The organism is Robinsoniella sp., from assembly GCF_034124845.1.
The window spans coordinates 32,497-56,464 of sequence record NZ_JAWYAJ010000281.1 but is presented as its reverse complement, the minus strand read 5'-3'; the positions used below and the strand labels follow the sequence as shown (position 1 = coordinate 56,464).

General features: G+C 44.1%; 11 protein-coding genes. 10 read left to right on the top strand and 1 reads right to left on the bottom strand.

Annotated features, from left to right (window positions below; genetic code table 11):
* Nucleotides 1–81: 81 nt before the first annotated feature.
* The 4 genes from ACH2DQ_RS13805 (at nucleotide 82) to ACH2DQ_RS13790 (ending at nucleotide 9,034) form a co-directional block, all read left to right on the top strand.
* Entirely contained in the window at nucleotides 82–6,315 is a 6,234-nt protein-coding gene (locus ACH2DQ_RS13805; protein ID WP_394912037.1) for an NPCBM/NEW2 domain-containing protein, read from the top strand.
* Nucleotides 6,316–6,637: 322 nt separating this feature from the next.
* Nucleotides 6,638–7,702, top strand: coding sequence for a hypothetical protein (locus ACH2DQ_RS13800; protein WP_394912038.1), 1,065 nt, complete (start codon nucleotides 6,638–6,640; stop codon nucleotides 7,700–7,702).
* A 20-nt stretch (nucleotides 7,703–7,722) separates the two neighbouring features.
* Nucleotides 7,723–8,676, top strand: coding sequence for a D-2-hydroxyacid dehydrogenase (locus ACH2DQ_RS13795; RefSeq protein WP_394912039.1), 954 nt, complete (start codon nucleotides 7,723–7,725; stop codon nucleotides 8,674–8,676).
* A gap of 1 nt (nucleotide 8,677) precedes the next feature.
* Complete coding sequence (locus tag ACH2DQ_RS13790) at nucleotides 8,678–9,034, top strand: MGMT family protein (protein WP_394912040.1); 357 nt, start codon at nucleotides 8,678–8,680, stop codon at nucleotides 9,032–9,034.
* 34 nt (nucleotides 9,035–9,068) lie between these two features.
* Here ACH2DQ_RS13790 and ACH2DQ_RS13785 read toward each other — a convergent pair whose 3' ends face one another.
* Complete coding sequence (locus ACH2DQ_RS13785; protein ID WP_394912041.1) at nucleotides 9,069–9,926, bottom strand: helix-turn-helix domain-containing protein; 858 nt, start codon at nucleotides 9,924–9,926, stop codon at nucleotides 9,069–9,071.
* Between the two features lie 269 nt (nucleotides 9,927–10,195).
* Between ACH2DQ_RS13785 and ACH2DQ_RS13780 the strand changes: the two genes are divergently transcribed.
* The 6 genes from ACH2DQ_RS13780 (at nucleotide 10,196) to ACH2DQ_RS13755 (ending at nucleotide 23,963) form a co-directional block, all read left to right on the top strand.
* The gene (locus ACH2DQ_RS13780; RefSeq protein ID WP_394912042.1) at nucleotides 10,196–13,264 is read left to right on the top strand and encodes a glycoside hydrolase family 2 TIM barrel-domain containing protein; all 3,069 of its coding nucleotides are present in this window, start codon (nucleotides 10,196–10,198) and stop codon (nucleotides 13,262–13,264) included.
* 119 nt (nucleotides 13,265–13,383) lie between these two features.
* Entirely contained in the window at nucleotides 13,384–13,605 is a 222-nt protein-coding gene (locus ACH2DQ_RS13775; protein WP_394912043.1) for a hypothetical protein, read from the top strand.
* A gap of 37 nt (nucleotides 13,606–13,642) precedes the next feature.
* Nucleotides 13,643–15,004: an MATE family efflux transporter gene (locus ACH2DQ_RS13770; RefSeq protein WP_394912044.1), complete on the top strand. Its 1,362-nt coding sequence runs from the start codon at nucleotides 13,643–13,645 to the stop codon at nucleotides 15,002–15,004.
* 45 nt (nucleotides 15,005–15,049) lie between these two features.
* Nucleotides 15,050–15,682, top strand: a complete 633-nt coding sequence (locus ACH2DQ_RS13765) for a lysoplasmalogenase (RefSeq protein WP_394912045.1) — start codon at nucleotides 15,050–15,052, stop codon at nucleotides 15,680–15,682.
* Nucleotides 15,683–16,032: 350 nt separating this feature from the next.
* Nucleotides 16,033–16,611: a nucleoside recognition domain-containing protein gene (locus tag ACH2DQ_RS13760; RefSeq protein WP_394912046.1), complete on the top strand. Its 579-nt coding sequence runs from the start codon at nucleotides 16,033–16,035 to the stop codon at nucleotides 16,609–16,611.
* 413 nt (nucleotides 16,612–17,024) lie between these two features.
* A complete protein-coding gene (locus tag ACH2DQ_RS13755; RefSeq protein WP_395027115.1) occupies nucleotides 17,025–23,963 on the top strand; it encodes an endo-alpha-N-acetylgalactosaminidase family protein in 6,939 nt (2,312 codons plus the stop codon).
* Nucleotides 23,964–23,968: the final 5 nt, after the last annotated feature.

Here is a 23,968-nt window from a genome sequence, read left to right as displayed (position 1 = left end):
TAATGTAAGATTATAATCGAATAAACAAAGTTCTGCAAGAAAATTTGTTTGTAGCAGACAGAAGAAATCGGAGGGAAAATTATGGAGGTTTTGAAGAAAGCAGCAGTTATTTTGCTAACCCTGTGCCTGGTCTTTTCAGGGTTGGATCTTGGGGGAATTACTGCATTTGCAGAAAGTGCTGATCCCACAGATGGATCAGATGCAGCAGTGATTAATGTGACGGATTTCGGGGCAGATCCCAGCGGTGCCAAGGATAGTGCCGTTGCAATTCAAAAGGCAATTGAGGCGGTGAGAGCGCTGGACGGACAACCTGTAATATTGAATTTTCCACAGGGGGAGTATCATATTTACCCGGAATATGCGGCAAAGAGGGATCTCTATGTCACCAACACCTGCGGAACAGATCAGAATTATAAAAATAAAACGATTGGTATTCTCTTAGAGGACTTGAATAATGTGACCATTGAGGGAAATGATTCTTTATTTATGTTCCATGGGAAAATGACAACGCTGTCAACCATTGGGTGTAATAATGTTACCTTTCAAAACTTTTCCTTTGACTTTCAGGTACCTACGGTAGTGGATGTCACGGTGGAGGAAACAGGGGACGGCTATGCAGTTGCCTATGTACCGGAATGCTATGAATATGAGATTGACGGGACGAATGTTAACTGGTTAAGTGATATCAGTCCTTATTCCGGAAAGCGCTATTGGACCGCCAGGAATAATATGGTCTATACACAGCGCTATGATCTGGCTTCAGGCGAGACCTGGAGGGGGAGTACAGGCTTCAATCCGCTGTTCAGAAACGTAACAGGGATTGAAGAGCTGGGGAATCATCGTTTGAAATTTACTTATACGAATATGGATTCGGAACTAAAACCGGGCATCTGCTATCAGATGAGAAATACCGTGCGTGATACACCGGGCACCTTCATCTGGGAAAGTAAGGATGTGGCGCTGCAGAATATCAATGCATACTTTCTCCATGGATTTGGCATGGTTGGACAGTTCAGTGAAAATATCACATATGATGGAGTAAACTTTAAAACTCCTGCCAACAGTGGAAGAACAACAGCCGGATATGCGGATTTTGTACAGATGTCAGGCTGTAAGGGGCTGATTGACATAAAGAACTGTCTGTTTTCCAATCCCCATGACGATCCCATTAATGTTCACGGAACCTTTTTGCAGGTTGTGGAAAAAATGGCACCGAACAAAGTAAAAGTAAGATATATGCATAATGAAACGGCTGGATTCCCTAATTTCTACGTGGGAGATCAGGTGGAATTTATGACCAGGGGAAATATGGTGCCGGTAGCAAATTCTCAGGCGACCGTAACCAATGTAGAGGGTCCGGGACCTGGAAATCTTACCGATATTATCATTACGCTGGATCAGGACATTCCGGCTGAGATTGGTCCAAACACTCATGTGGTGGAGAATATCACCTATACGCCGGAGGTTCATATTACAAATAATGTTTTCCAGGCGACACCAACCAGAGGTATTCTTGTGACTACAAGGCAGCCGGTTTTGATTGAGAACAATTATTTTGACAGTATGAATATGGCGGCTATTTACATTTCCAATGATGCATCATCCTGGTTTGAGTCAGGTCCGGTTAAGGATGTGACAATCCGCAACAATATATTTGATAAATGTGCATCTCCTGTGATCTACATTGATCCCACCGGGACACCGGATGTGAATAACCCGGTACATGAGAATGTGCTGATTGAGGGGAATCAGATCTATATGGAAAACGGAAATGTATTGTCGGCTAAAAGTGTGAAGAATCTTCAGTTTCTAAACAATACAATTCTCCGCTATGATCCGGGAGTTGAACTAAAGCTTTCAGCAGATCACAGAAAGCTGGAGGTCAATGAGACTACAGAACTAACCACGGATGTCAGGGGCAATTCATTGAATTCCAATCTGTATTCCTTTGATGCCTGTAATCAGGTGTCATTAAAGGGCAATATCTATGATGGAGGCTTGAATAAGAGAGCCAATCTGACAGGGGGAATGTCAGCAGATGAAAAGTATATCGCCATAGATAAAAGCGAAGGGGTTAAAATAGGTACGGATAACAAGACACCTGCAGTGGGAACCGTTTACTACCAGAGCAGTGATGAGAGCGTTGTAACGGTATCGGATTCCGGCAGAGTAAGTGCAGCTGGGGAAGGCGTTGCTAAGGTAAAGGCTTACACAGTCCAGGAAGGGCGGAGATTTGAATCGGATGAGGTGACATTTTATGTGGGAGAAGGATCGGGCGCTGTTATGCCGGAACGTATCCGTATTGTATCGGAAGGAGACAGCATTACATCTATAAATGGTACTTTGCAGTTTCGTGCGGAAGTATTTCCTGCAGAAGCAGTAGATCAGTCGGTGACATGGTCGGTTATAAATCCGGTTACCGGAGAGGCGTCGCAGGCGGCTGTAATTGACAGTAATGGACTGCTTACCGCCAGACAGGAGGGAGCTGTCATTGTCAGAGCATCCACCATTAATCAGGTACAGGCTGACAGTCTGGCTGTGATCTCCACACCTGCATCGGGTGGATTAAAAGATAACTGGCAGATTGTAAGAGAGGACAGCAATGGCTGGAAATTAGAAGAAGATAGGGATGCGGTGTCTGTTCTGGCTCAGGGGAACAGCCTGTGGGCTACGGGTAACTCCGTGAAAAATATCATTACGACAGACTTTACCGGATCGGCGGATGATGTAACGGCAGTTGTGAAGTTATCCGGCAAAACCGGAGCTGATTATGACGAAGCGGGCCTTATTTTCTATCAGGATGACGACAATTATACTGCAGTTCAGAGGAAGCATGGAACCGGAAATGCGGTCCTTGCAGTTGTAAATGAGCAGGGCGGATCACCTTCCGAAAATCCAAGTCTGCCGGATATGGAAAATGAAGACATTTACCTGAAGCTGGTGAAGACAGGAACGGATATTACCGGATACTACCGTGTGGATGAAAACGAGGAGTGGACAGCCATCAGAACCGTCAGCAATGCGGGGCTTGGGGGTTCTTTCCGGGCAGGTATCCTGGTGGGAGGCGGAAACAGCAGCAGCTGGTTTACTATTTCTGACATGTCGGTCAACGGAATGGATTATGGCTTTAAAAATACTAATCATGCACCAACAGCAGCAGATATTACTTATCAGATGCCGCAATCAGGCCATGCTGCAGCGGGAGATCAGGTATCGGTAAGCTACCGGTATGAAGATGAAGACGGAGATGAAGAGCAGGATACGGTGATCTCATGGCTGGTTTCCGACAGTGAGGATGGAATATACCAGCCGGCTGCCGGGCTGACCGGTAATGAAATTACCCTGCCGGATAACTTTGCCGGAAAGTATGTCAAGGCTGCAGTTATCCCTGTGGATGCAAGAGGAAAATGCGGTCTGATCGCTTATGGAGATGCATTTGTGGTAGCAGGTAAGGGGACGTATGCGGATAATGAGGTGCATAGGGACAATGATGTGTCTGCGGAAAAAGATGCGTACACGGGTAATGAAGCGTCTTCCGATAAAGATGCATACACGGGTAAAGAAGTGTCTGCGGATAAAAATGCATACACGGACAATGAAGTGTCTGCGGATAAAGATGGATATACAGATAAAGAAGCGTTTGCAGATAAAAATTCCCGGGAAATGGGAATGTCAGCTGAGGCAGGTTTGAAAAAGGCAGGGATTTCCGGTACGGATTTTAATGATTTTCAGAGTGATACCAGATATTATGTCACCACAGCGGGACCGGAAACGGAATTCATAGATCTGGATTTTGAAACTAAGGATCAGAATGCTGTCATTCAGTTAACGGTGAACGGAGCGGTATTGGAAAAGGGGGCAGCAGGCTCCGTATCCTGCAAACAGGTTCCGTTAATTGCAAATCACAATATCATTGAAGCAAGAGTAACCGCAGCAGACGGACTGGACAGGGCTTATTATCGGTTTATCATTATGAGAAGAGGATATAACGATCCTACATTGAGCAGTATTCTGGTGGATGGCAGTGCAATTGATTTTGATCCGGATACGACGGAGTATTATATAAATCAGGACAGTGAAAAGGAGGTATCCATTGCAGCATTCAAGGGAAATGATTCTTCTGTAGTGACAATTACAAATGGAACCGACAGGATTGTGGGAACCGAAAAAACAGTGCCGGTGATACCGGGAATCAATCAGATTGTAATTGGGGTGAAACCGGATACCAATGCCGCTTCACGGTATTATACACTGCATGTCAGAGTACCTAAGGATGAGGATAACCAGCTCCTTAAGATGGAGTTTTCCAATGAAATTGCAATGAACCGGCAGTTTGATCCGGATATTCTGGCATACTCCGGAACCACGGGATCATCCGCCGGAAGTCTGAAATTGGAAGCACAGGATCTGGGAGCAAAAATCAGGGTGCTGTATAACGGAAAGGAAACGTTGTCAGATGATTATAAGGTAACCGTTCCTCTGGATATCTATAATGGCATAAACCGTGTTGTTGTGATTGTAACTGCAAAAAATGGCGAACAGAGAGTCTACCGGGCAGAGATCGAGGGAAGAGCAGAAACCAGCGCCAATGACCGGAACTGGCTGAGCTATACCATCGGCTGGGGAAGTATCCATATTGATTCTGCAATGAATGGCACGCCAATCACCTTGCTCAATGATAAGAATGAACGGGTGGAATATGCCAGAGGAATCGGAACCCATGCGAACTCCACCATTATATTCCAGGTGGAAGGAAAGGGTTATGAAAGATTCCAGTCATTTGTAGGAGTGGATGCCAGTCAAAATGGAAAAGGTTCTGTAACTTTTAAGGTAAAGGCAGATGACAAGGAGGTATTTAACAGCCAGGAGCTGACTTCAGCTTCTCCTCAGAAGTTTGTTGATATTGATCTGCAGGGAGTGAAAACGCTGACGCTGATAGCGGATCAGGGTGCCGATAACGGCAATGACCATGCAGACTGGGCAGATGCCAAGTTCACCGGAAGGATGGCTGAAAGGGTGGATTCGACACAGTATCAGGTAAATATCCAGACAGAGGGAGCGGGAAGTGTGGAAACCAGCGCCCAGGATGGAAAGATTACAAAGAATGACAGTCTGGTACTTACTTTTATTCCGGAAGACGGATACGTGGTCGATAAAGCTTATGTAAATGGGGAACCAATACAGGTAAACAACATGAACCAGTCTGTTATTGCAAACGTAAAGGAAGATATCAATGTAAGCGTGGTTTTCCGGGATAAAAATGAAATAGTATGTACCTGCCGGCTAACCAATCTGACATTTTCCGGAAGTGAGCTGAGTATAGACAAAAAGGGCGATAAGAAAACGTTACTGCTGGAGGCAGCAGCCCGGCTTGAAGGAACCTGTCAGATAGAGGGACACAGCCAAAAAGAGATTACGTATGCTTATGAAATTATTTCCGATACTACAGGTAGTGCAGTCATTACAGAGGGCAGCAAACTAACCGTTGACAATCAGGGCATTGTTACAGTCCGGGTAAAAGCTTCCGCTGAGGATACAAATGTATTGATGGAAACTGCAAAATTTGTGGTTACCGTAAAGCCGGTTCAAGGTCCCGAACCTGTAACCTATACAGTAAAGTTCAACCCAAATGGAGGAACGGTGTCCAAATCAGAGTTAACCGTCAAGGCAAACAGCTCATTTGGCACGCTGCCGGTACCGTCCAGAAAAGGATACCGGTTTACGGGTTGGTATCATGGAACAAAGCTGGTAAAGAATACGGATATCTGTAAAGGGAACATGACCTTAACAGCAAAGTGGGAACAGATACCGGTTAAGCCGTCCACTGTTACGAATTTGAAAATATCCGGCGCTTCCCAGAAAAAGATAAAATTAAAATGGGGGAAAGTAACTGGTGCGGATACCTATAAGGTATACCGGTATAATGATAAGAAGAAAAAATGGAATACGTTGAAAACAACAACCGGAACCTCCTATACCGACACGAAACTGGAACCAGGCGTCAAATACAAATATTGTGTAGCAGCCAGCAACAGTGCAGGCACAGGGAAAAAATCAAAAACGCTGATCACAGCCGCAAAACCGGTGAAACCGGCATTAAAAGTGACTGCAGCAGGAAAAGGTGCTGTAAAAATATCCTGGAAGAAGCAAAAGGCATATAAGATTGATATTTATATGAAGACAGGAGATGGAAAATACAGTAAAATTAAAACTAAATCAGCAAAAAGCACCTCATACGTAAAATTAGGACTTAAAAAAGGAAAAACTTACCGATTCCGTATCAGGGCTTATGCAAGACCTGCTTCTAAGGTGTAGGTATACAGTGAATATTCCGCTGTTAGAAGATTGACAATAAAATAGTATAAAATTAGAAGGATGCTGCGTATCAGAGTCAGGAGATATGCAGCATCTTTGTGTTTTGAGAGCAGATCATGTGGTAGAAGCAGGGGTGGAATAAAAAGGAGCAGCTGAAAATTATTAGACATAACAGGGATGAAATGTTATAATAAGAACTTATAATAATCGTCTATGGCGGCCTTTGTGGCAGGCCGAATGCCGAAACGGGACTTTACTGCTTTGTGTGGTATTGTTCATTATAAGCTGACTATTGATCATGATTAAGATAGGGGAGAAGATTATGACGAAAAAACAGATACTTAGAATGGTTTGTTTTCTGATGCTTGCAGGTGGTATATTTTATGTGATGAATGGAATATTTGTGAAACCGGCGTCAATTGAGATAAATGACCGCTATGATGCATTTTATAAAAGAGAAGCAAAGAATTCATGGGATGGTGCATTAATTGGAAGCAGTGTGGTAGACCGCGCATGGGCGGCACCTCTTGCCTGGAATGAGTATGGCATGGCATTATATCCCATGTCTACAGACAGCCTGCCGTTACCGTTTGTCACAAATCTGATTGAAGAAATACATAAAAAGCAAAATACAAACTTTTTTGTAATTGATTTACGAGGATTAAGAAGCAGTAAATTAGAACTGCAGGAGTTTAAGATCCGGCGTTTGACTGATAATATGAAATTTTCTAAGAACCGGATGGATGTTCTGAGAAAAGCTTTTACCTATGCAGAGAAATATAACGAAGATAAGTCATTCCTGGATCATAAAATGTCTTTTTATATTCCTTTTATTAAATATCATCCAAGATGGGAAGAGCTAAATAAATATGATTTTACGATCCCTGAGAGGCAGGTAAAGGGTGTCTACGAAAAAAATGCATTTATGGTGAATGCCCAGAAGAGGCCCAAAACAACGGATAAAATAGGTGAAATATCAGAACTGCAGTTAGAGATTTTATTGGAAATATTAGAATACGGGAAAGAAAATAATCTGCAGCTCCTGTTTACTTCCATGCCTGGATCCATGTCTCAGAACGCGCAAAAGCAGATGAATAAGGTATTTGAAATCATAAAAGAGTATGGTTTTGATTCTATTAATTTTAATAAGCAGGATCTCTATGATGAGCTGGGAATTGATTTCGCAACAGATTATATTGACCCGATTCATCTGAACTCAAAAGGAGCCAGAAAAGTTACTTCATATCTGGGCAGTTATATAAATGAGCATTATAATTTTCGCGACAAACGAGGTGAAGAAACATATAAGAGCTGGGACGATGCATGGAAGGAATATGACGCATTTTACAACAGCGGCTGGCAAAATAACGGTAATCCCCAGGCATAAACAGACAGGAGGCAATCCACATGAATATTTTAATAACACTTTCCATGACGGAAGCACAAAAAATGGAGCTGGAACGAATGGATCCGTGTGCCGAGTATCATTACACGAAGTATAAGTCCGTAACCAGGGAACAGGTTCAGGCGGCAAATATTGTGATCGGCAATGTGCCGCCGGAATACATTGCAGCATCAGCTAACTTAAAGTGGCTTCAGCTAAACAGTGCCGGTACGGATGGCTATTGCAAGCCGGGAGTTCTGGCTGAAGGTACGCTGCTGACCAATGCTTCCGGGGCATATGGACTGGCTATCGGGGAATTTATGGTTGGACTTACCTTTGCACTGAAGAAAAATACCGCCCGGTATATCCGCAATCAATTCAACCACATATGGCATTATGAGGGCGGTGTAAGTACCATTGCCGGGAGTACTGTTCTGGTGATCGGACTTGGGGATATCGGGATGGAGTATGCCAAAAGAATGCAGGCTCTGGGAAGCCATGTGATTGGCGTGAAACGCAGGAGAAGCGAAAAGCCCCCATTTGTAGACGAGCTTTATTATGAAGAGGATGTGGACAGTCTGCTTCAAAGGGCTGATATTGTAGCCCTAACTATGCCTGCATATGATAAGACGATTGGGTTTATGCGGGAAGAGCGGCTTAAAAAGATGAAGGAGACTGCAATCCTGATAAATGTGGGCAGGGGCAGTTTAATCGATACGCAGGACTTATACCGGGCATTGAAAGAGAATTGGATCGCCGGTGCCGGGATTGACGTGATCACGCCGGAGCCGCTGCCATCGGACCATCCGATGTGGGATCTGGAAAATCTGATCTTAACACCCCATGTTTCAGGCGGATATTCGGTACCGGAGACTCTGGAGCGGATAGTAGGGATTGCGCTAGAAAACAGGAGGCGGTTAGCCGCAGGGGAGCCTCTGAAAAACAGAATTGACTTCCAGACAGGGTACCGGTTGTAAGATGGACTTCTATCAAAGGGTGGCAGTGGTATGCAAAATGATTCCGGAGGGCAGGGTGGCAACCTACGGTCAAATAGCTCTTCTATGCGGAAAACCTAAAAATTCCCGACAGGTGGGTTACGCACTGAGAAATAATCTGTCGGGAGATCATCTCCCAGCGCAGAGAATTGTAAATCATCAGGGATATCTCTCCGGTGCGGGATGCTTTCAGGAGCCGGATAAGCAGGATGTGCTTCTGGAAGAAGAAGGAGTGGAAGTAAGTCCTGATTTAAGGGTGGATTTAAAAAAATATGGATGGAAAAATACATTGGAGGATGCACTTTGGCTAAGGGCATATTTTGAAGAAACAGGGATATAGAAGTCCCTGTTTTTTGTGCTGTTCCAATAAAGAATCATCCATTTATATAGGAAACAGATTTACGGTACTCGGTAGGGGCAGTTCCAACGGTTTTTTTGAAAATCCGGCTGAAGTACAGTGCATTCTGGTAGCCGGTCAGGTCTCCGATCTCGTTTATGGTCAGGTCGGTTGTCTCTAATAATTCTTTTGCTTTGGTCATGCGGATGGAAGTAATATACTGCATGGGTGTCATGCCCATATATTGGCGGAAGGTTCGGATAAACCAGCAGGTGCTGATATGGTTTGCCGCTGCATAGTCCTGGATACTCAATTCCTGGGAGAAATGTTCGTTGAAATAGTGCACCGCTGTTTCAATTTCTGACTTTATTTTAGTGCTGCCATGGCCTTTCTCCTGCTGATGACGGGAAATCAGGATGAGAAACTCCCGGAAATATAAGTTCAGCAATTCACAGTGTCCCGGACGCTTTAACTGCAGTTCCCGTATCATTTTATTCATAAGCTGGGTGTATTCAGAAGTAAATCCGATCTCCAGCATATCCTGCTCTTTAAATCCTGCGGCGTCCAGAAGGGCTTCTGCGCCATAACCGGAAAAATGTATCCAGAAGAGTTCGGGGGTATTCTGGGCATAGTAATAATATTTCTGGGGTTCCAAAGGACGGTAAAGGATCAGGGAGCCTGCAGCAAGTTCTTTGCGAACACCGTTTTTTTCAAAATCTGCTTTGCCCTGTGCGACATAGATTAACTGATAATCAATACGTCCGTTGGGGCGCAGGGTAACCATTTCCTTTCGTGATATGAACCGGTAATTCCCGCAGCTGTAAATGGACAGTTCGTGCTCCTGGTCCAAAATATCTATATCTATATCATTTAAATAGCCTGAGTTTGAGTACAAGGATACACCTCCGTTCAGTTAGTTGACACGCAATATAATATAATTATAACCCGGTAAGATCGTCATGACAATAGGTTTTGTATCATTTTGTGCATATATTCGTCTATCCTGGATATGGAAATTTACTTGGGTGGAACTTATAATCAGTATCAAGAAGAGCAGTTTCAAAACTGCGCTGGTAGTTCTGAAATTTATACTTTACAGACTACGAAATCAACGGCAGATGTCATGCATTTTAAATTTTATATGAACTACAGGAGGGTTCCAAAATGATAATTCCAAGATATTATGAAGATTTGAAGGTTTTGCACAAAAATACAATGCCAAACAGAAGTTACTACATTCCTGCTTCCGGCCAAAGAGATGACCTGGTGGAGAACAGAGAAGCTTCTGATCGTTTTTTTCTATTAAACGGAACCTGGAAGTTCCGGTATTATGACAGTATTTATGACCTCCAGGAGGAATTTTACCAGATCGGTTATGATACAAAGGATTTTGGAGAGATACCGGTTCCAGGCGTATGGCAGAACTTTGGATATGACCGCCATCAATATACCAATACCAGATACCCGTTTCCTATGGATCCGCCTTATGTACCCCAGGATAATCCCTGCGGAGCTTATCTTCATACCTTTGTGTATCATAAAGTTCCAGAGGCACCAAAGCAGTTTTTAAATTTTGAAGGAGTGGATTCCTGCTTTTATGTATGGATGAACGGAGTATTTGTAGGATACAGCCAGATCTCTCATGGTATGAGTGAGTTTGATGTAACGGATGTGTTGAGGGAAGGTGAAAACAAGATAGCTGTTCTGGTTTTAAAATGGTGTGACGGCAGTTACCTGGAGGATCAGGATAAATTCAGAATGTCGGGAATTTTCCGTGACGTTTATCTTTTGAGCAGACCAGCGGATATGATTTTAGATTATTTTGTAAAAACAAATATTTCCGGTGATTACGAAAAAGCAGAAGTTTGTGCAGATCTTTCATTCAGCCATAATGAGATTCCGGTAGCATACAGCCTTGAGGACAGTCAGGGGCAGGTCGTTGCAGCGGGGGAATCCGAGGGTGGTAAGATACTGTTTGAAGTGGACCATCCGGTTTTGTGGAATGCGGAGCAGCCGTATCTCTATACCCTTGTGTTAAAGACAGATCATGAAGTGATTACCGAGCGTCTGGGATTCCGTGAAATAGAAGTGCGGGATGCCGTTTTATATATTAATAATGTAAAAGTGAAGCTCCATGGGACGAACCGCCATGATAGTGATCCTATTACGGGGGCTGTCATCAGTGTGGAGCAGATGAAGAAGGATCTGGAATTGATGAAGCAGCACAATATGAATGCCATTCGTACCAGCCACTATCCGAATGCGCCGCAGTTCTATCAGTTGTGTGATGAATATGGTTTTTTTGTAATTGATGAGACAGACAATGAAAGCCACGGAACCGTTGATATTTATATGACAGAAGAGGATTGGAAAGAGAGCTTTGCACGCACTGCCCACTATATTTCCGATAACCCTGATTTTATAGAGCCTACGTTAGACCGTGTTCGCCACTGTGTGGAACGTGACAAGAACCGCCCAAGTGTGATCTGCTGGTCTATGGGAAATGAATGTGGATACGGATGTACTTTTGAAGCAGCGCTTAGCTGGACGAAGGAGTTTGACCCCTCCCGTATGACCCACTATGAAGGTGCCCTCCATGCAGACAAGAACAGAGAAAATGATTTTTCGAATCTGGATACCTTCAGCCGGATGTATGCATCTGTGGCTGAGATTCACGAATATTTTAAGAATGGAATGGATAAACCTTTTGTACAGTGTGAATATTGTCATGCCATGGGAAATGGACCGGGTGATCTGGAAGATTATTTTCAGGTAATCCAGCAGTATGATGGGTTTATGGGTGGATTCATCTGGGAGTGGTGTGATCACGCTATTGATGTGGGAAAGACGGAATTAGGCAAGAGAAAATATGCCTATGGCGGTGACTCGGGTGAGTACCCCCATGACGGAAATTTTTGTATGGATGGACTTGTTTATCCGGACCGAACGCCTCATACAGGGCTGTTGGAATTTAAAAATGTACACCGTCCGGTGCGGGTGATGGAGTTTGTACAGGATACTGGGGAAGTGACAATCCGTAATTTCATGGACTATCGGAACCTGAAAGATTACCTGACCATTGCCTATACGGTATCCCAGGATGGATGTGTTTTTGAAAGCGGAGTGATTACAGATGCTGAAATGCTGGATTTAGAGCCGCATCAGGAAAAGAAGCTGTCGGTTCCGTTTACGGTACCTGCATCGGGTAAGTGCTATTTGAAGCTGGAATATCAGGCAGTGAAGACAGAGGGACCGGTTCGTGAAGGAGATTTTCTGGGATTTGATGAAATCGCTTTATTTACGGAAGATAATCAGAATCAGACTGTAAAATCTCTCATGGAAAGTCTGAGTGTTCCACGGGAGGATGCAGATGGTTGTCTGGCAATTGAGGAAGATGACAGGTTCTTATATATCACAGGACCGGAATTTGCTTATGTATATAATAAGCTTACCGGTGGGTTTGAAAAAATGGTATTCCGGAATATGAATTTCCTGGAGAAACCAATGGAATATAATGTGTGGAGAGCGCCTACCGATAATGACCGGAATGTGAAGCATCTGTGGATGAAGGCAAATTATGATAAGACGGTAACACGTGCCTATGAAACCAGTTACAGAGTTCTGGAAGGATGTGTGGAAATCAGCACCAGCCTGTCCCTGTCCGCTATCTATACCCAGAGGCTCGTAGAGATTCGGGTATGCTGGACGGTTTATTCCGATGGAACAATTGGTTCCAGGCAGGAGGTACGCCGTCCAGCGGGGCTGCCGTTCCTGCCAAGATTCGGACTGCGCCTGTTTCTTCCAAAAGCAATGGGGCATGCCGAATATGCGGGGCTTGGACCGGTTGAAAGCTATATTGATAAACGCCGCGCCAGCTTCCATGGAAAATTCCAGAGTCCGGTGACAGAAATGCATGAGGATTATATCCGCCCCCAGGAAAATGGAAGCCACTATGATTGCGATTATGTGAAGATCTATGGTACAAGGGCTGGTCTGACTGCTTATGGAAAAGAAACATTCAGCTTTAATGCATCCGTATACACACAGGAAGAACTTACTGGGAAGGCACATAACTACGAATTAGTTCCTTCTCCTTATACGGTACTTTGCCTGGATTATATCCAAAGCGGAATAGGTTCCAACAGCTGCGGACCGGAATTGGCAGAGGAATACCGTTTAGATAAAGAAGCATTTGAGTTTGAATGCTTTATAAAACCGTATTTGTGTAAATAAGGTAGGTGATGTAAATAAGAAAAGAGAATAATTTTAATTCAGTATTTTAAATAGAGGAACGAACTGCCCCCAGTCGAAAAGCATATAATATGCTTTTGCCTGGCAGGGCAGTTTTTTATTTGTACGGCACATTCAAGAGTGATAAAAAGTGTTGTAAATATAAGGAAATTTTGATAGTTTTTTATATAGGAATAGGTAAAACAGTTTGGTATAATGTACGAGGTTTATGTAATATAGAGTTAATGGGTTCAGGGAAGAGAGAAGATAATGGAAAAGAGAAGATTGGAAAAGAGAAGAATGCAAGAGTGAAGATAATGGAAGAGACAGGAATGGAAGAGTGAAGATAATGAAAGAGATAATAATGGAAGAGAGAAGATAATGGAAGAGCAGACAGGGCAAGTTAGAATTAATTCAACATCCAGAGTATTTAAAATGTCAATCCCAATTTTTGTGGAGCTGATGCTGCAGTTACTGGTGGGAAATATTGACCAGATCATGATCAGCCAGTATTCACAGAAATCAGTGGCAGCAATTGTAAATGGGAACCAGATTATGAATCTGGTCATTATTGTGCTAAACATGATCAGCATGGCAACTACGGTTATATTATCCCAGTTTTTAGGGGCAAAAGATGACGAAAATGCATCGAAGACCTGTATGGTTTCGCTGACTCTGATCACGGGTGTCAGCGTAGTAATTACGCTGATTGTAATGCTGGCAAACAAGCCGATATTTACGATGATGAAGCTGCAGCCGGAAATTATGGGTGAAACCAGGGCTTATCTGATGATTGTAGGAAGCTTTATTCTGGTTCAGGGACTTTATCTGAACTTTGCGGCAATTCTCCGTACATATACTTTAATGAAAGAAGTGATGTATGTTTCAGTAATTATGAATATACTGAATATAGCAGGAAATGCAATCTTAATAAATGGCTGGCTGGGATTTCCCCAGATGGGCATAGCAGGTGCCGCCACATCTACGGTGATCAGTAAAACCATAGGGCTGCTGCTGATTATCCTGCTGTTTGTTAAAAAGGTGCGGCTTCCTCTGGGAATACGGTTTTTAATGCCGTTTCCTAAGAAATTACTGGGGAATCTGTGTAAAATTGCATTTCCCTCTGGAGCTGAGAGCTTTTCGTACAACGTATCCCAGATTTGTATTCTGGGAATTGTAAATACTTTTGGAACCATGGTAACGGCTACTAAGGGATATTGCAGCATTCTGGCAAATCTATCCTATGTCTATGCTGTTGCCCTTTCTCAGGCTACTCAGATTGTTTTGGGATATTTACTGGGACTTAAAAAGATTGAAGATATCCAAAAGAGGGTGTGGAGCACTATGAAAATATGCCTCGGGGTCTGCCTGGGGGTGACGCTGCTGCTATTTATAAACAGCAATCTGGTATTTCGGATGTTTACCAGTGATCCGGAGGTACTGGCACTTGGCAGAAGAATTTTATTCCTGGAATTCTTTTTGGAGATTGGAAGGGCTATTAATATCATTATGACAAGAAGCCTGATTGCAGTGGGGGACGCGAAGACACCGATGATTGCAGGAATTACAGGGGAGTGGCTGATTGCATTTGGCATGGCATATGTGTTTGGCATAACCCTGGGCTGGGGGCTGGAAGGCGTATGGATTGCAATGGCGCTGGATGAGTGTACCAGAGGTTTGATTTACGTTATCCGCTTCCGCCAGGGAAAATGGAAACGTCTGGCATATGGAAATATTGCCTGAAACGTAACGGTTTTACATATTTTATCACGAAGTGGGGGGATCTTTATGATATTGCTGGTAACTTTCATTTTTACGGTTTGTTTCGGAACGGCTTATTGCTGTCTGGCTGACCCGCCTGGTGCAAAAGCGCTTGCCTTAAAGGCGGCAGCAACATCAATGCCGGTAATACTGGCGTTATACGGCGTTCTCTCCCGGGGTGGGAGGGTGAATTGGCTCATCTTTCTGGGGGCGCTGCTTTGTATGACGGCAGATGTGCTTTTGGAGCTTTATTTTATAGCAGGAGCAACTGCATTTGGGTTAGCACATATTTGTTTTATTATGGCATTTGCAATGGACGGCGGGGCAGATTGGATTACAATTCTTATTTTTATATTGATTTACGTGACAATTATCGGTGTATTTTACAGAGATATTCCAGGACTTTCCAAACTTAAAATTCCGGCATTTCTTTATATGGCTGTTTTAAGTATTATGGCATCCATGGGTATAACAGTGGGGATTGTACGGGGAGGCATCAGCGGCATACTGGCTGCTGCGGGCGGAATCTTTTTTGTATGTTCCGATTGTATCCTGGGCTTTCGGCTGATTCATAAGAAGAAAGAAAAGATTTACCGGTATGCGGTTATGACCCTGTATTATGGGGCGGTTTATCTGATAGCTGCATGCGGGGTGATTTAACAGTGTTAGGAGCTGAAAGTTGTGATATCCAGCGTAAAAAGTACATTTGACAATTTTGTTAAAAAGTGATATCATGTAAGCACAAAAAGGAATAACCGCCGACGTAAAAGCAGTGGTTGCCCTCAATAAGGATTGTCCTTTGGACAAAAACTACCCTGTTTGCCTAGAACAGGGTAGTTTTATTTTGATCGCTTGTCTATATAGGCAAGCAACGATATTAGAAAACAATTAAAAACCAGTCCCTGAAATTAACCGGATATGTCATGAATAAAGAACTTGTTTCATATATTAAGCCAAGAGAATATTTCATTTGAAAAATGGCCCGCAGTGCGGACTGATTGGGGGTATATATGAATTATATTTGGGGCGGTATGATCATAATCGGGATCATCTATGGTGCTTTTACCGGAAGGATGCAGGAAATAACAGATGCGGCGCTTACGTCATCCAAGGAGGCGGTTACGCTGTGTATTACAATGGTGGGGGTTATGTCCCTTTGGGTAGGGATTATGGAAATTGCCTCTGAAGCGGGACTGATTAAGAGTCTGTCCAGAAAAATAAGGCCGTTTGTACATTTTATGTTCCCTGAGATCCCTAAGGACCATAAGGCAAATGAACATATTACCACTAATTTTATTGCAAACTTTCTGGGACTTGGATGGGCGGCAACCCCGGCGGGATTAAAGGCAATGGAAGAACTGGGGGAATTGAATCATCACAGGCCTGTCGCCAGTAAGTCTATGTGTACGTTTTTGATCTTAAATATTTCGTCGCTGCAGCTGATCCCGGTAAATATAATCGCGTATCGGAGCCAATATGGGAGTACAAACCCCACTTCAATTGTAGGGGCGGCAATCGTAGCGACCTGTGTTTCTACCTTGACGGGGATTGTGTTTGCGAAGATAATGGGAAAAAGAAAGAACTGCTGATTTATAGAAATGTTATAGGCGTGTAAAAAAGAAGATTACTCATTTTAAGGGTAGTCTTTTTTTATTTGGCATAATTAATAAATATATAGCAGCAATCACCTTTAAACAGGACAAATATACAAAGAAATAAAAATATGGCAAACCGTATTATACAAAAAAAATGAACATATGTACCAATACATGACATTAATATATCAAATATAATTAGAAATATACTCAAAAATCTGCCGGATTTCGTGATGATGCTGTAAATTATCTTTACTAAAAATCATTTGCTTGATGGCAGCAAGAAATTGCAGCGCTGGATTTCTAAAAAGGAGGGATGAGAAGCAGGGGCCAGGCTGAAAGCAACAGCATAATTTAGGGAAAAATCATTTCATGAAGATGAGCAACAGAAAGGGAGAGGTTGATAAATGAAGAAGAAACAATTGTGGAAACGAGTCTTGCCTTTGATTCTAAGTACTTGTATGGCAGTTCAGCCGGTTTTGCCGGTATACGCTGCAGACACGGGAAAAACAGCAGAATCAGCAGAAATGGCGGAGCGTGTGGATACTGCGGCGGCGAAAGAGAAAGCCAAAGCAGGAGTACCTGCGTCTAACCAGGCGCAGGTCATACCGGGGGAAACAAATGAAATTTATGAAAAAGATTTTTCCAAAGATGGGATAGAAGGTTTTTCTGTGAAAAGCGGATCAGCTGCGTTAAGTAAATCTGAAGGAAAGCTGCAGGTTCCCGGAGGCGGAACGAAACTGATCATTGATGAAAATTCACCGACACTGAAAAACACTGAGGTAGAATTTGAAATTGACCCGGCAAATAATAACGGCAGGTTTTATGCTGTTGTGAGATATGCGGGACCGAATTCTTATACGGCAATAGGCAACGGGGGTGTTGGCGGCAATACATCACCCTGGTATTTGAAAACCGGAGACGGAAAAGAGGTTTCCCTTTTAAGCGGTGCACCGGGAACAGACGGTAATTTATACGGAGACGGGCAGAGGCTTTATGCAAAGCGTGTGAAGCCTTATAAACTTCGTGTAAGAGTGGTTGAAAAGGTGGTTACTGTTTTTCTGGATGGTGCAGAAATATTTAACGGAGAAGTGCCCGGGATTTCCATGGATGCCGGCAAGGCTGGTATGTACTTTGAAAATAACGGCGGCGGTATTGGAACTTTTTCGGTATCCTCTCAGAATGAGTTGGAACCCGCTGCTTTGGATGTAACGGAGAAGGAGATTGCATCTTCGCAGATGTCCGTAAAAGTTGACCAGGCTTTTCCACGGGTCATCAGCTATAATTTAGACGGCAAGACGATGCAGGGACAGGAAATTCCATATTATGTTGTGGAGGTTAACAATAAAGCTTTCGTGCCCACGGTTACTTCCGAAATCAATGGAAACAGGGCAGTCTATCATATGGATGTGAACGGAATGACCTTTGATACGGTATTGACCGTACGGGACAATGTTATGGTTATGACCCTTGAAAACATTGCTGAGGGAATTAAAACCATTCATTTTCCAAAACACAGCCTGGTATCCGTAAGCAGTGACCAGGAAGGCGCAGCACTTACCGTTAATGATAACCGGGTACAGAAGAGTGTGGATTTAACAACGAATCCGTCAGAAGATCCGGCATATAAAGAGGCTGTGATCACCGTTGTAAATAACCACGAGCTGGCGGCATCTGTCCGGAATGATTCATCCAAAGAGTATGGGGCAGCAGCATACCAGACCATGAAAAACGGAGATCATTACACTACAGGATTGTGGACCAATGAATTTTTAGTTCGGGGGCTGGATGACCAGGATTACGAGAAACCCTATACGGCAGTGGCAGTCACCGCTGACCGGAACCAGGATGGAAAGATTGATTTCCAGGATGGGGCAATTGCATACCGGGATGATTGTTATGCGGATGAATCGGATAAAGAGATTAAAGGTTCCGAAGCAGTTATGAACGCATATACCAGTATCGCCATGAATGTTGGAAGTGCGGCGCAGTATCCGTTTTTACGTATCTTAGACAATGCGAAAAAGTTCAATCTGGGGACAGACGGATTTCAGCAGATGATTATTATAAAAGGGTATCAGGGAGAAGGTCATGATGCCAGCCATCCTGACTTCGCCAATTATAATAAACGTGCAGGGGGTCTGGAAGATTTTAATACACTGCTGTCAGAGGGCGAAAAATACAACGCCTATTTCGGAGTACATATCAACCACACGGAAATGTATCCGGAAGCCAGCCAGTATGCGGTGGATGAACTGAATACCGGAACCGGAGCATGGAACTGGTATGACAGTGCGGTAAATATGATCCGTGAAAATGATATTCTATTGGACGGCTCCCAGATTCCCGGCGGAAATATGAAACAGAGGCTTCAGCAGCTGAATGAAGATACCAACGGGAAGCTGAAACTGATATACGTTGATACTTATTTCGACAACCGGTTCGCACCTTACCGCCTGGAAAAAGCAATTAACGGGCTGACGGATCAGGGAACGGCAGTAGCAACTGAATACCCGGAGAAGATGACTGCCAGAAGCGCATGGGCACATCATATTAACAGTACTTATGCAGGCGCAGGAAATATGGTACGGTTTGTCTACAACGGGCAAAAGGACATCTTTGGACAGACAAGCCTCTTCCGTGGGGAAGGCAGCCGTGTCAATGGATTTAACGGATGGCAGGGAGCAGACGATTATTATGCTACTATGAGGGACTTTTTTACAAATGTTCTGCCCAACCGTTTCCTGGCACAGTACCCCATCAGCCAGTGGACGAATAATGATAAGGCTGTGTTAGGCAGTAACAATGAAGTTGTAACCGAAATGAAAAACGGAAAAAATGTAATCAGCCTGAATGGGCATGAAGTGGCATCCGGAAATAAAATCTTCATTCCATGGACAATCGATGGACAGGAAAAGATCTATCACTATAATGAAGCAGGAGGAACAACCAGCTGGACGCTGCCCCAGGGATGGAATTACTCTAATGTGAAGCTGTATAAACTCACGTCTACAGGGAAGACGGAGGAACAGGTATTAAGCGTGGGTGCAGACAAAACCATCTCCTTAACTGCGGACGCCCGTCAGGGATATGTGATCTATCCGGGAGATGCGGCAGTAGAGATTCCGGATATGGCAGCCTATGACTGGAGCACAGGAAGCCTGGTAAAAGATATGGGATTTGACAGCCATACTTTTGGTAACGGATGGAGTAATATCAATGATAATCCAAAGGTAACATTTACCGATACCAGCATTGGAAATACCATGATTCAGATTACAGGAAGTGAGGAAGGCGGAATCAGCCAGGAAATGACCGGGCTTACGCCGGGACAGAGCTACTCAGCTTCTGCATGGATTCGTACCTCTGAGGGAAGAAAGGTGCATTTATCCATAGAAGATGGGAAGGGAACAAAGCTTGCTGAAAACTATATAGACAGTTCCAATGTAATCTATGGAGTTCATCATACTGATAAGTACAGAGAGTATTTCCAGAGAGTAAAACTTTCCTTTACGGTACCGGAAGGACAGACAACGGCTGTGATTAAAATCAAAGCTGATGCAGGTAGTGAAACCTCCACGGTTATGATTGATGATGTGCGGGTTATTCCTGTTACGCTGACAGATCAGGGAGACCATTATTTCTTTGAAGATTTTGAAAATGTGGATCAGGAGTACGGTCCGTTTGTTTCTACGGAATCAGACCAAAGCCATTTATCCGAAATGAACCAGATCAACGGTGGGCTCACAAACGATGTAATCGAAGGGAACTACTCCCTGAAAATCCGAAATGGGGACTACATGAGGACCCTTTCTCACCGTGTCCGCCTGAAACCCAATACCACTTATACAGTCGGGCTGGATTATAAGGCATCTGCCGCAAATGCATTTGCACTTGGTGTAAAATCGGACAAGGCTCTGGCAGCAGAAGATGCAAAAAATGCCGTGCTTGTGTTTAAGCCCCTTGGCGGTACTGGTTATGCTAAAAAAGAAAGCACGAAAGTAGCTTTTACAACCGGTGATTACGATGATTATTATATAGACCTTACAAAGCAGAGCGCTTCCGAATATATCATTGATAACTTCTATGTAAATGAAGGAAAGGATGGGGATATTCAGGAGTATACGTTAAGCTTTGCCCCGGGAGAAGGAACGGTAAGCGGGGAAGATCCAAAAGACATAAAGGCCACAGAGGGCATGGCAATTGTACTTCCGGAAAATACCTATACCAGAAAAGATTTTGATTTTATCGGCTGGAGTGACGGAGAGAAGACCTATGAGGCCGGTGCTGTTTACAGCATGCCGGGCAGGAGCATGACACTGACAGCTGCCTGGGAGGAAGGCGGAATCACCTATACACAGATTCCAAGCTCCCAATTAACCGCAGTGGCGGAAAGCCAGGAAAGTGACACACCGGGGGCTGTCGATGGACCTGGAAGCAATGCGGTAGATGGAGATACGGCAACTAAATGGCATTCTGCATACAGTTCCACTCCTATGGCGGATATTTCCAAGGACAAATACAATGGAATTACCATTGATCTGGGCGGAGTCTACGAGATTGGCAAACTGGAATACATTCCAAGGCAGGATGGGGGCAAAAACGGTATCATTACCGGATATAAGCTCTATTACAGCGAAGCAGAGGAAGGGACCTATGAAGAAGGAGCCTTTTTGGAAGTTCCGGAGGGAAGCGGAACCTGGGCTGGGGATGCTTCTAAGAAAACTGCTAAATTCTCTTTGATAAAAGCACGCAGGCTGATGCTTCGTGCAACTGCCACATTAGCGGACAATACTTTTATATCGGCAAGTGAGTTCTATATCTATCAGGCACAGAGAAATAACTATGAATATGAAAAAGCAGAAGTCAAAGCGGCAGCAGCAGACAGTACACAATCCGGATATCCGATTACAAATATGTTAAAGGACGACAATAATATTTACCACAGTGACTGGTCCGGCGGTATCGATATGGCAAAGGGAATTAACAACAAACTGACCTTTGACTTCGGAGAGACCAGCAAAATAGGCAGGCTGGATTATCTGCCAAGGCAGAGCGGCGGCAATAATGGTATTATTACAGAATTTAAATTGTATTACAGTACCACGGCAGACCAGGATGACTGGCAGGAGATTCCGGGCGGAGAGATCACCTGGGCGGCAGATGCGGTTAAGAAAACAGCTGTATTCACCCCGACAGATGCCAGAAGAATTCAGATGAGGGTACGCCATGCCATGGGCAACCTGTCAGATCCGGCAGATAAATTTATCTCCGGGCAGTATATGGCATTTTACAAAGCAATTGACAAGGAAGAGCCGGGAGATGAGAATCTGGTTATTACCCCATCTTCCTGCGGCTGCACATTCCAGGATCTGGTATTTGCCGACCGTAAAATTGTAATTCCGAAAAATGCGGATCAGACAACAGTTGAATTATCTGCAAAAGGAATCTTGCTTCCATGTGAAGAACCCGGACATGCAGAAGAAAATATCAGCTATTCATTTGAAATTGCAGAGGCAGTGGCAGGGACAACCGTATCCGGAACCGAACTTCGGGTTGGTTCAACGGGAATTATAAAACTCCGTGCTGTTTCGGAAGTAAACGGAGCGAAAGCGGTTCGCACGGCGGTATTTACCGTTGTCAAAGGGGAATATACCGTAACTGCACAGGCAGACCCGGCTGAAGGCGGATCTGTGGAAGGAACAACAGATGTAGAGGCAAACGGAACAGCGGTGTTAACGGCAGAAGCAAATCCGGGATATCTCTTTGACGGATGGTATCTGGGAGAGGATAAAGTAAGCGGGGAACCTGTCTTTACGACACCGGAGATTACAGCAGATACCACCTATGTGGCTAGATTTATCCGTGACTTAAAAGATGTGACGATTACGGTACAGTCCGAGGATGAAACAGCAGGAACCGTATCCGGCGGCGGTACCGTAAAAGAAGGAGAAAAGGTAACGATTACTGCTCAGGCGAAGGAAGGATATACCTTTGAGGGCTGGTATCTGGAAGGCGTGAAGGTATCCGAAGAAGCAGAATATGAAGTAGAAGCGGCAGAAGATGCAGTTTATACGGCGAAGTTTAAAAAGGATGCCCCGGCACAGGTAACGGTTACCGTATTGTCAGAGGATGAAGAGGCAGGAACCGTATCCGGAGGCGGAGTCGTGAATGCAGGAGAAAAAGTTCTGATCAGCGCCCGGGCGAAGGAAGGATATACCTTTGACGGCTGGTATTTAGGAGAAACCAAAGTATCAGATCAGCCGGAATACGAAGTAGAGGCAGCAGAGGACATTACTTATACCGCCAGATTCAGGAAAAATGAGGTACAGCAGATCACCATTACTGTAGAAGCCACAGAAGGCGGAACGGCGCAGGGAACTGCAACGGTAGATAAAGGTACAATGGTAACCATTACAGCGATTGCAGATGAAGGATATATTTTTGACGGATGGTATCTCAATAACATTAATAAATCCAAAGAAGAGGTCTATCAGGTAGAAGCACTTAAAAATGAGACTTATGTGGCTCGTTTTACAAAGGCTGAAGAGCCCCAGCCGGAAACTGTGACGATTACCACAGAAGCTCAGCCGGGAGGAACCGTAAGCCAGGGCGGAATTGTTAATAAAGGAGACCTGTTCATCATAACGGCATCTCCGAAGGAAGGCTTCCGGTTTGCAGGCTGGTATTTGGGAGATCAAAAAGTATCCGATGATTTAAGCCTGGAAGTTGTGGCTGTGGAAGATGCAGTTTATACAGCGCACTTTGAAGAAATACCAAAAGAAATGATTACCATAAAGGTTCAGGCAGAAACAGGGGGAACCGCCACGGGAGGCGCTACCGTGGAAGCCGGGGCAGTTGTAACGATTCAGGCATCTGCTCAGGATGGTTTCGAGTTTGCAGGCTGGTATATCGGGGATATGAAAGTATCATCACAACCGGTTTATACGATAAATGCATTACAGGACACCCTGTATATAGCGAAGTTTGTTAAAAAAGAAGCGCCGAAACCACAAAAAGTTACGGTAACAGTGAAAGCAGAAAAAGGCGGAACGGCAGTGGGAACGAAAACGGTAGATTCGGGAAGCAGAGTCACCATAACCGCAAAACCGTCTTCGAAATATACGTTCCAGGGATGGTATTTAAAGGGTAAAAAAGTATCCACATCTGAGAAATACACCGTGACCGTATATGAAGATACCGTTTATACTGCAAAATTCAAAAAGATAACGGCGCCTGGAAAGGTAACGGGATTAAAAGCATCCAACCAGACTACCGGTAAGATCAGGCTTAGCTGGAAGAAAACCAGCGGTGCACGCGGTTATGAATTAAGCCGACCCGGCTAACAGAA

Excerpts from the sequence above, each read along its gene's own strand:
- ACH2DQ_RS13800 (WP_394912038.1), top strand. The coding sequence starts at position 6,638 with ATGACGAAAAAACAGATACTTAGAATGGTTTGTTTTCTGATGCTTGCA.
- ACH2DQ_RS13780 (WP_394912042.1), top strand. The coding sequence starts at position 10,196 with ATGATAATTCCAAGATATTATGAAGATTTGAAGGTTTTGCACAAAAAT.
- ACH2DQ_RS13760 (WP_394912046.1), top strand. The coding sequence starts at position 16,033 with ATGAATTATATTTGGGGCGGTATGATCATAATCGGGATCATCTATGGT.
- ACH2DQ_RS13765 (WP_394912045.1), top strand. The coding sequence starts at position 15,050 with ATGATATTGCTGGTAACTTTCATTTTTACGGTTTGTTTCGGAACGGCT.
- ACH2DQ_RS13795 (WP_394912039.1), top strand. The coding sequence starts at position 7,723 with ATGAATATTTTAATAACACTTTCCATGACGGAAGCACAAAAAATGGAG.
- ACH2DQ_RS13805 (WP_394912037.1), top strand. The coding sequence starts at position 82 with ATGGAGGTTTTGAAGAAAGCAGCAGTTATTTTGCTAACCCTGTGCCTG.
- ACH2DQ_RS13755 (WP_395027115.1), top strand. The coding sequence starts at position 17,025 with ATGAAGAAGAAACAATTGTGGAAACGAGTCTTGCCTTTGATTCTAAGT.
- ACH2DQ_RS13790 (WP_394912040.1), top strand. The coding sequence starts at position 8,678 with ATGGACTTCTATCAAAGGGTGGCAGTGGTATGCAAAATGATTCCGGAG.
- ACH2DQ_RS13770 (WP_394912044.1), top strand. The coding sequence starts at position 13,643 with ATGGAAGAGCAGACAGGGCAAGTTAGAATTAATTCAACATCCAGAGTA.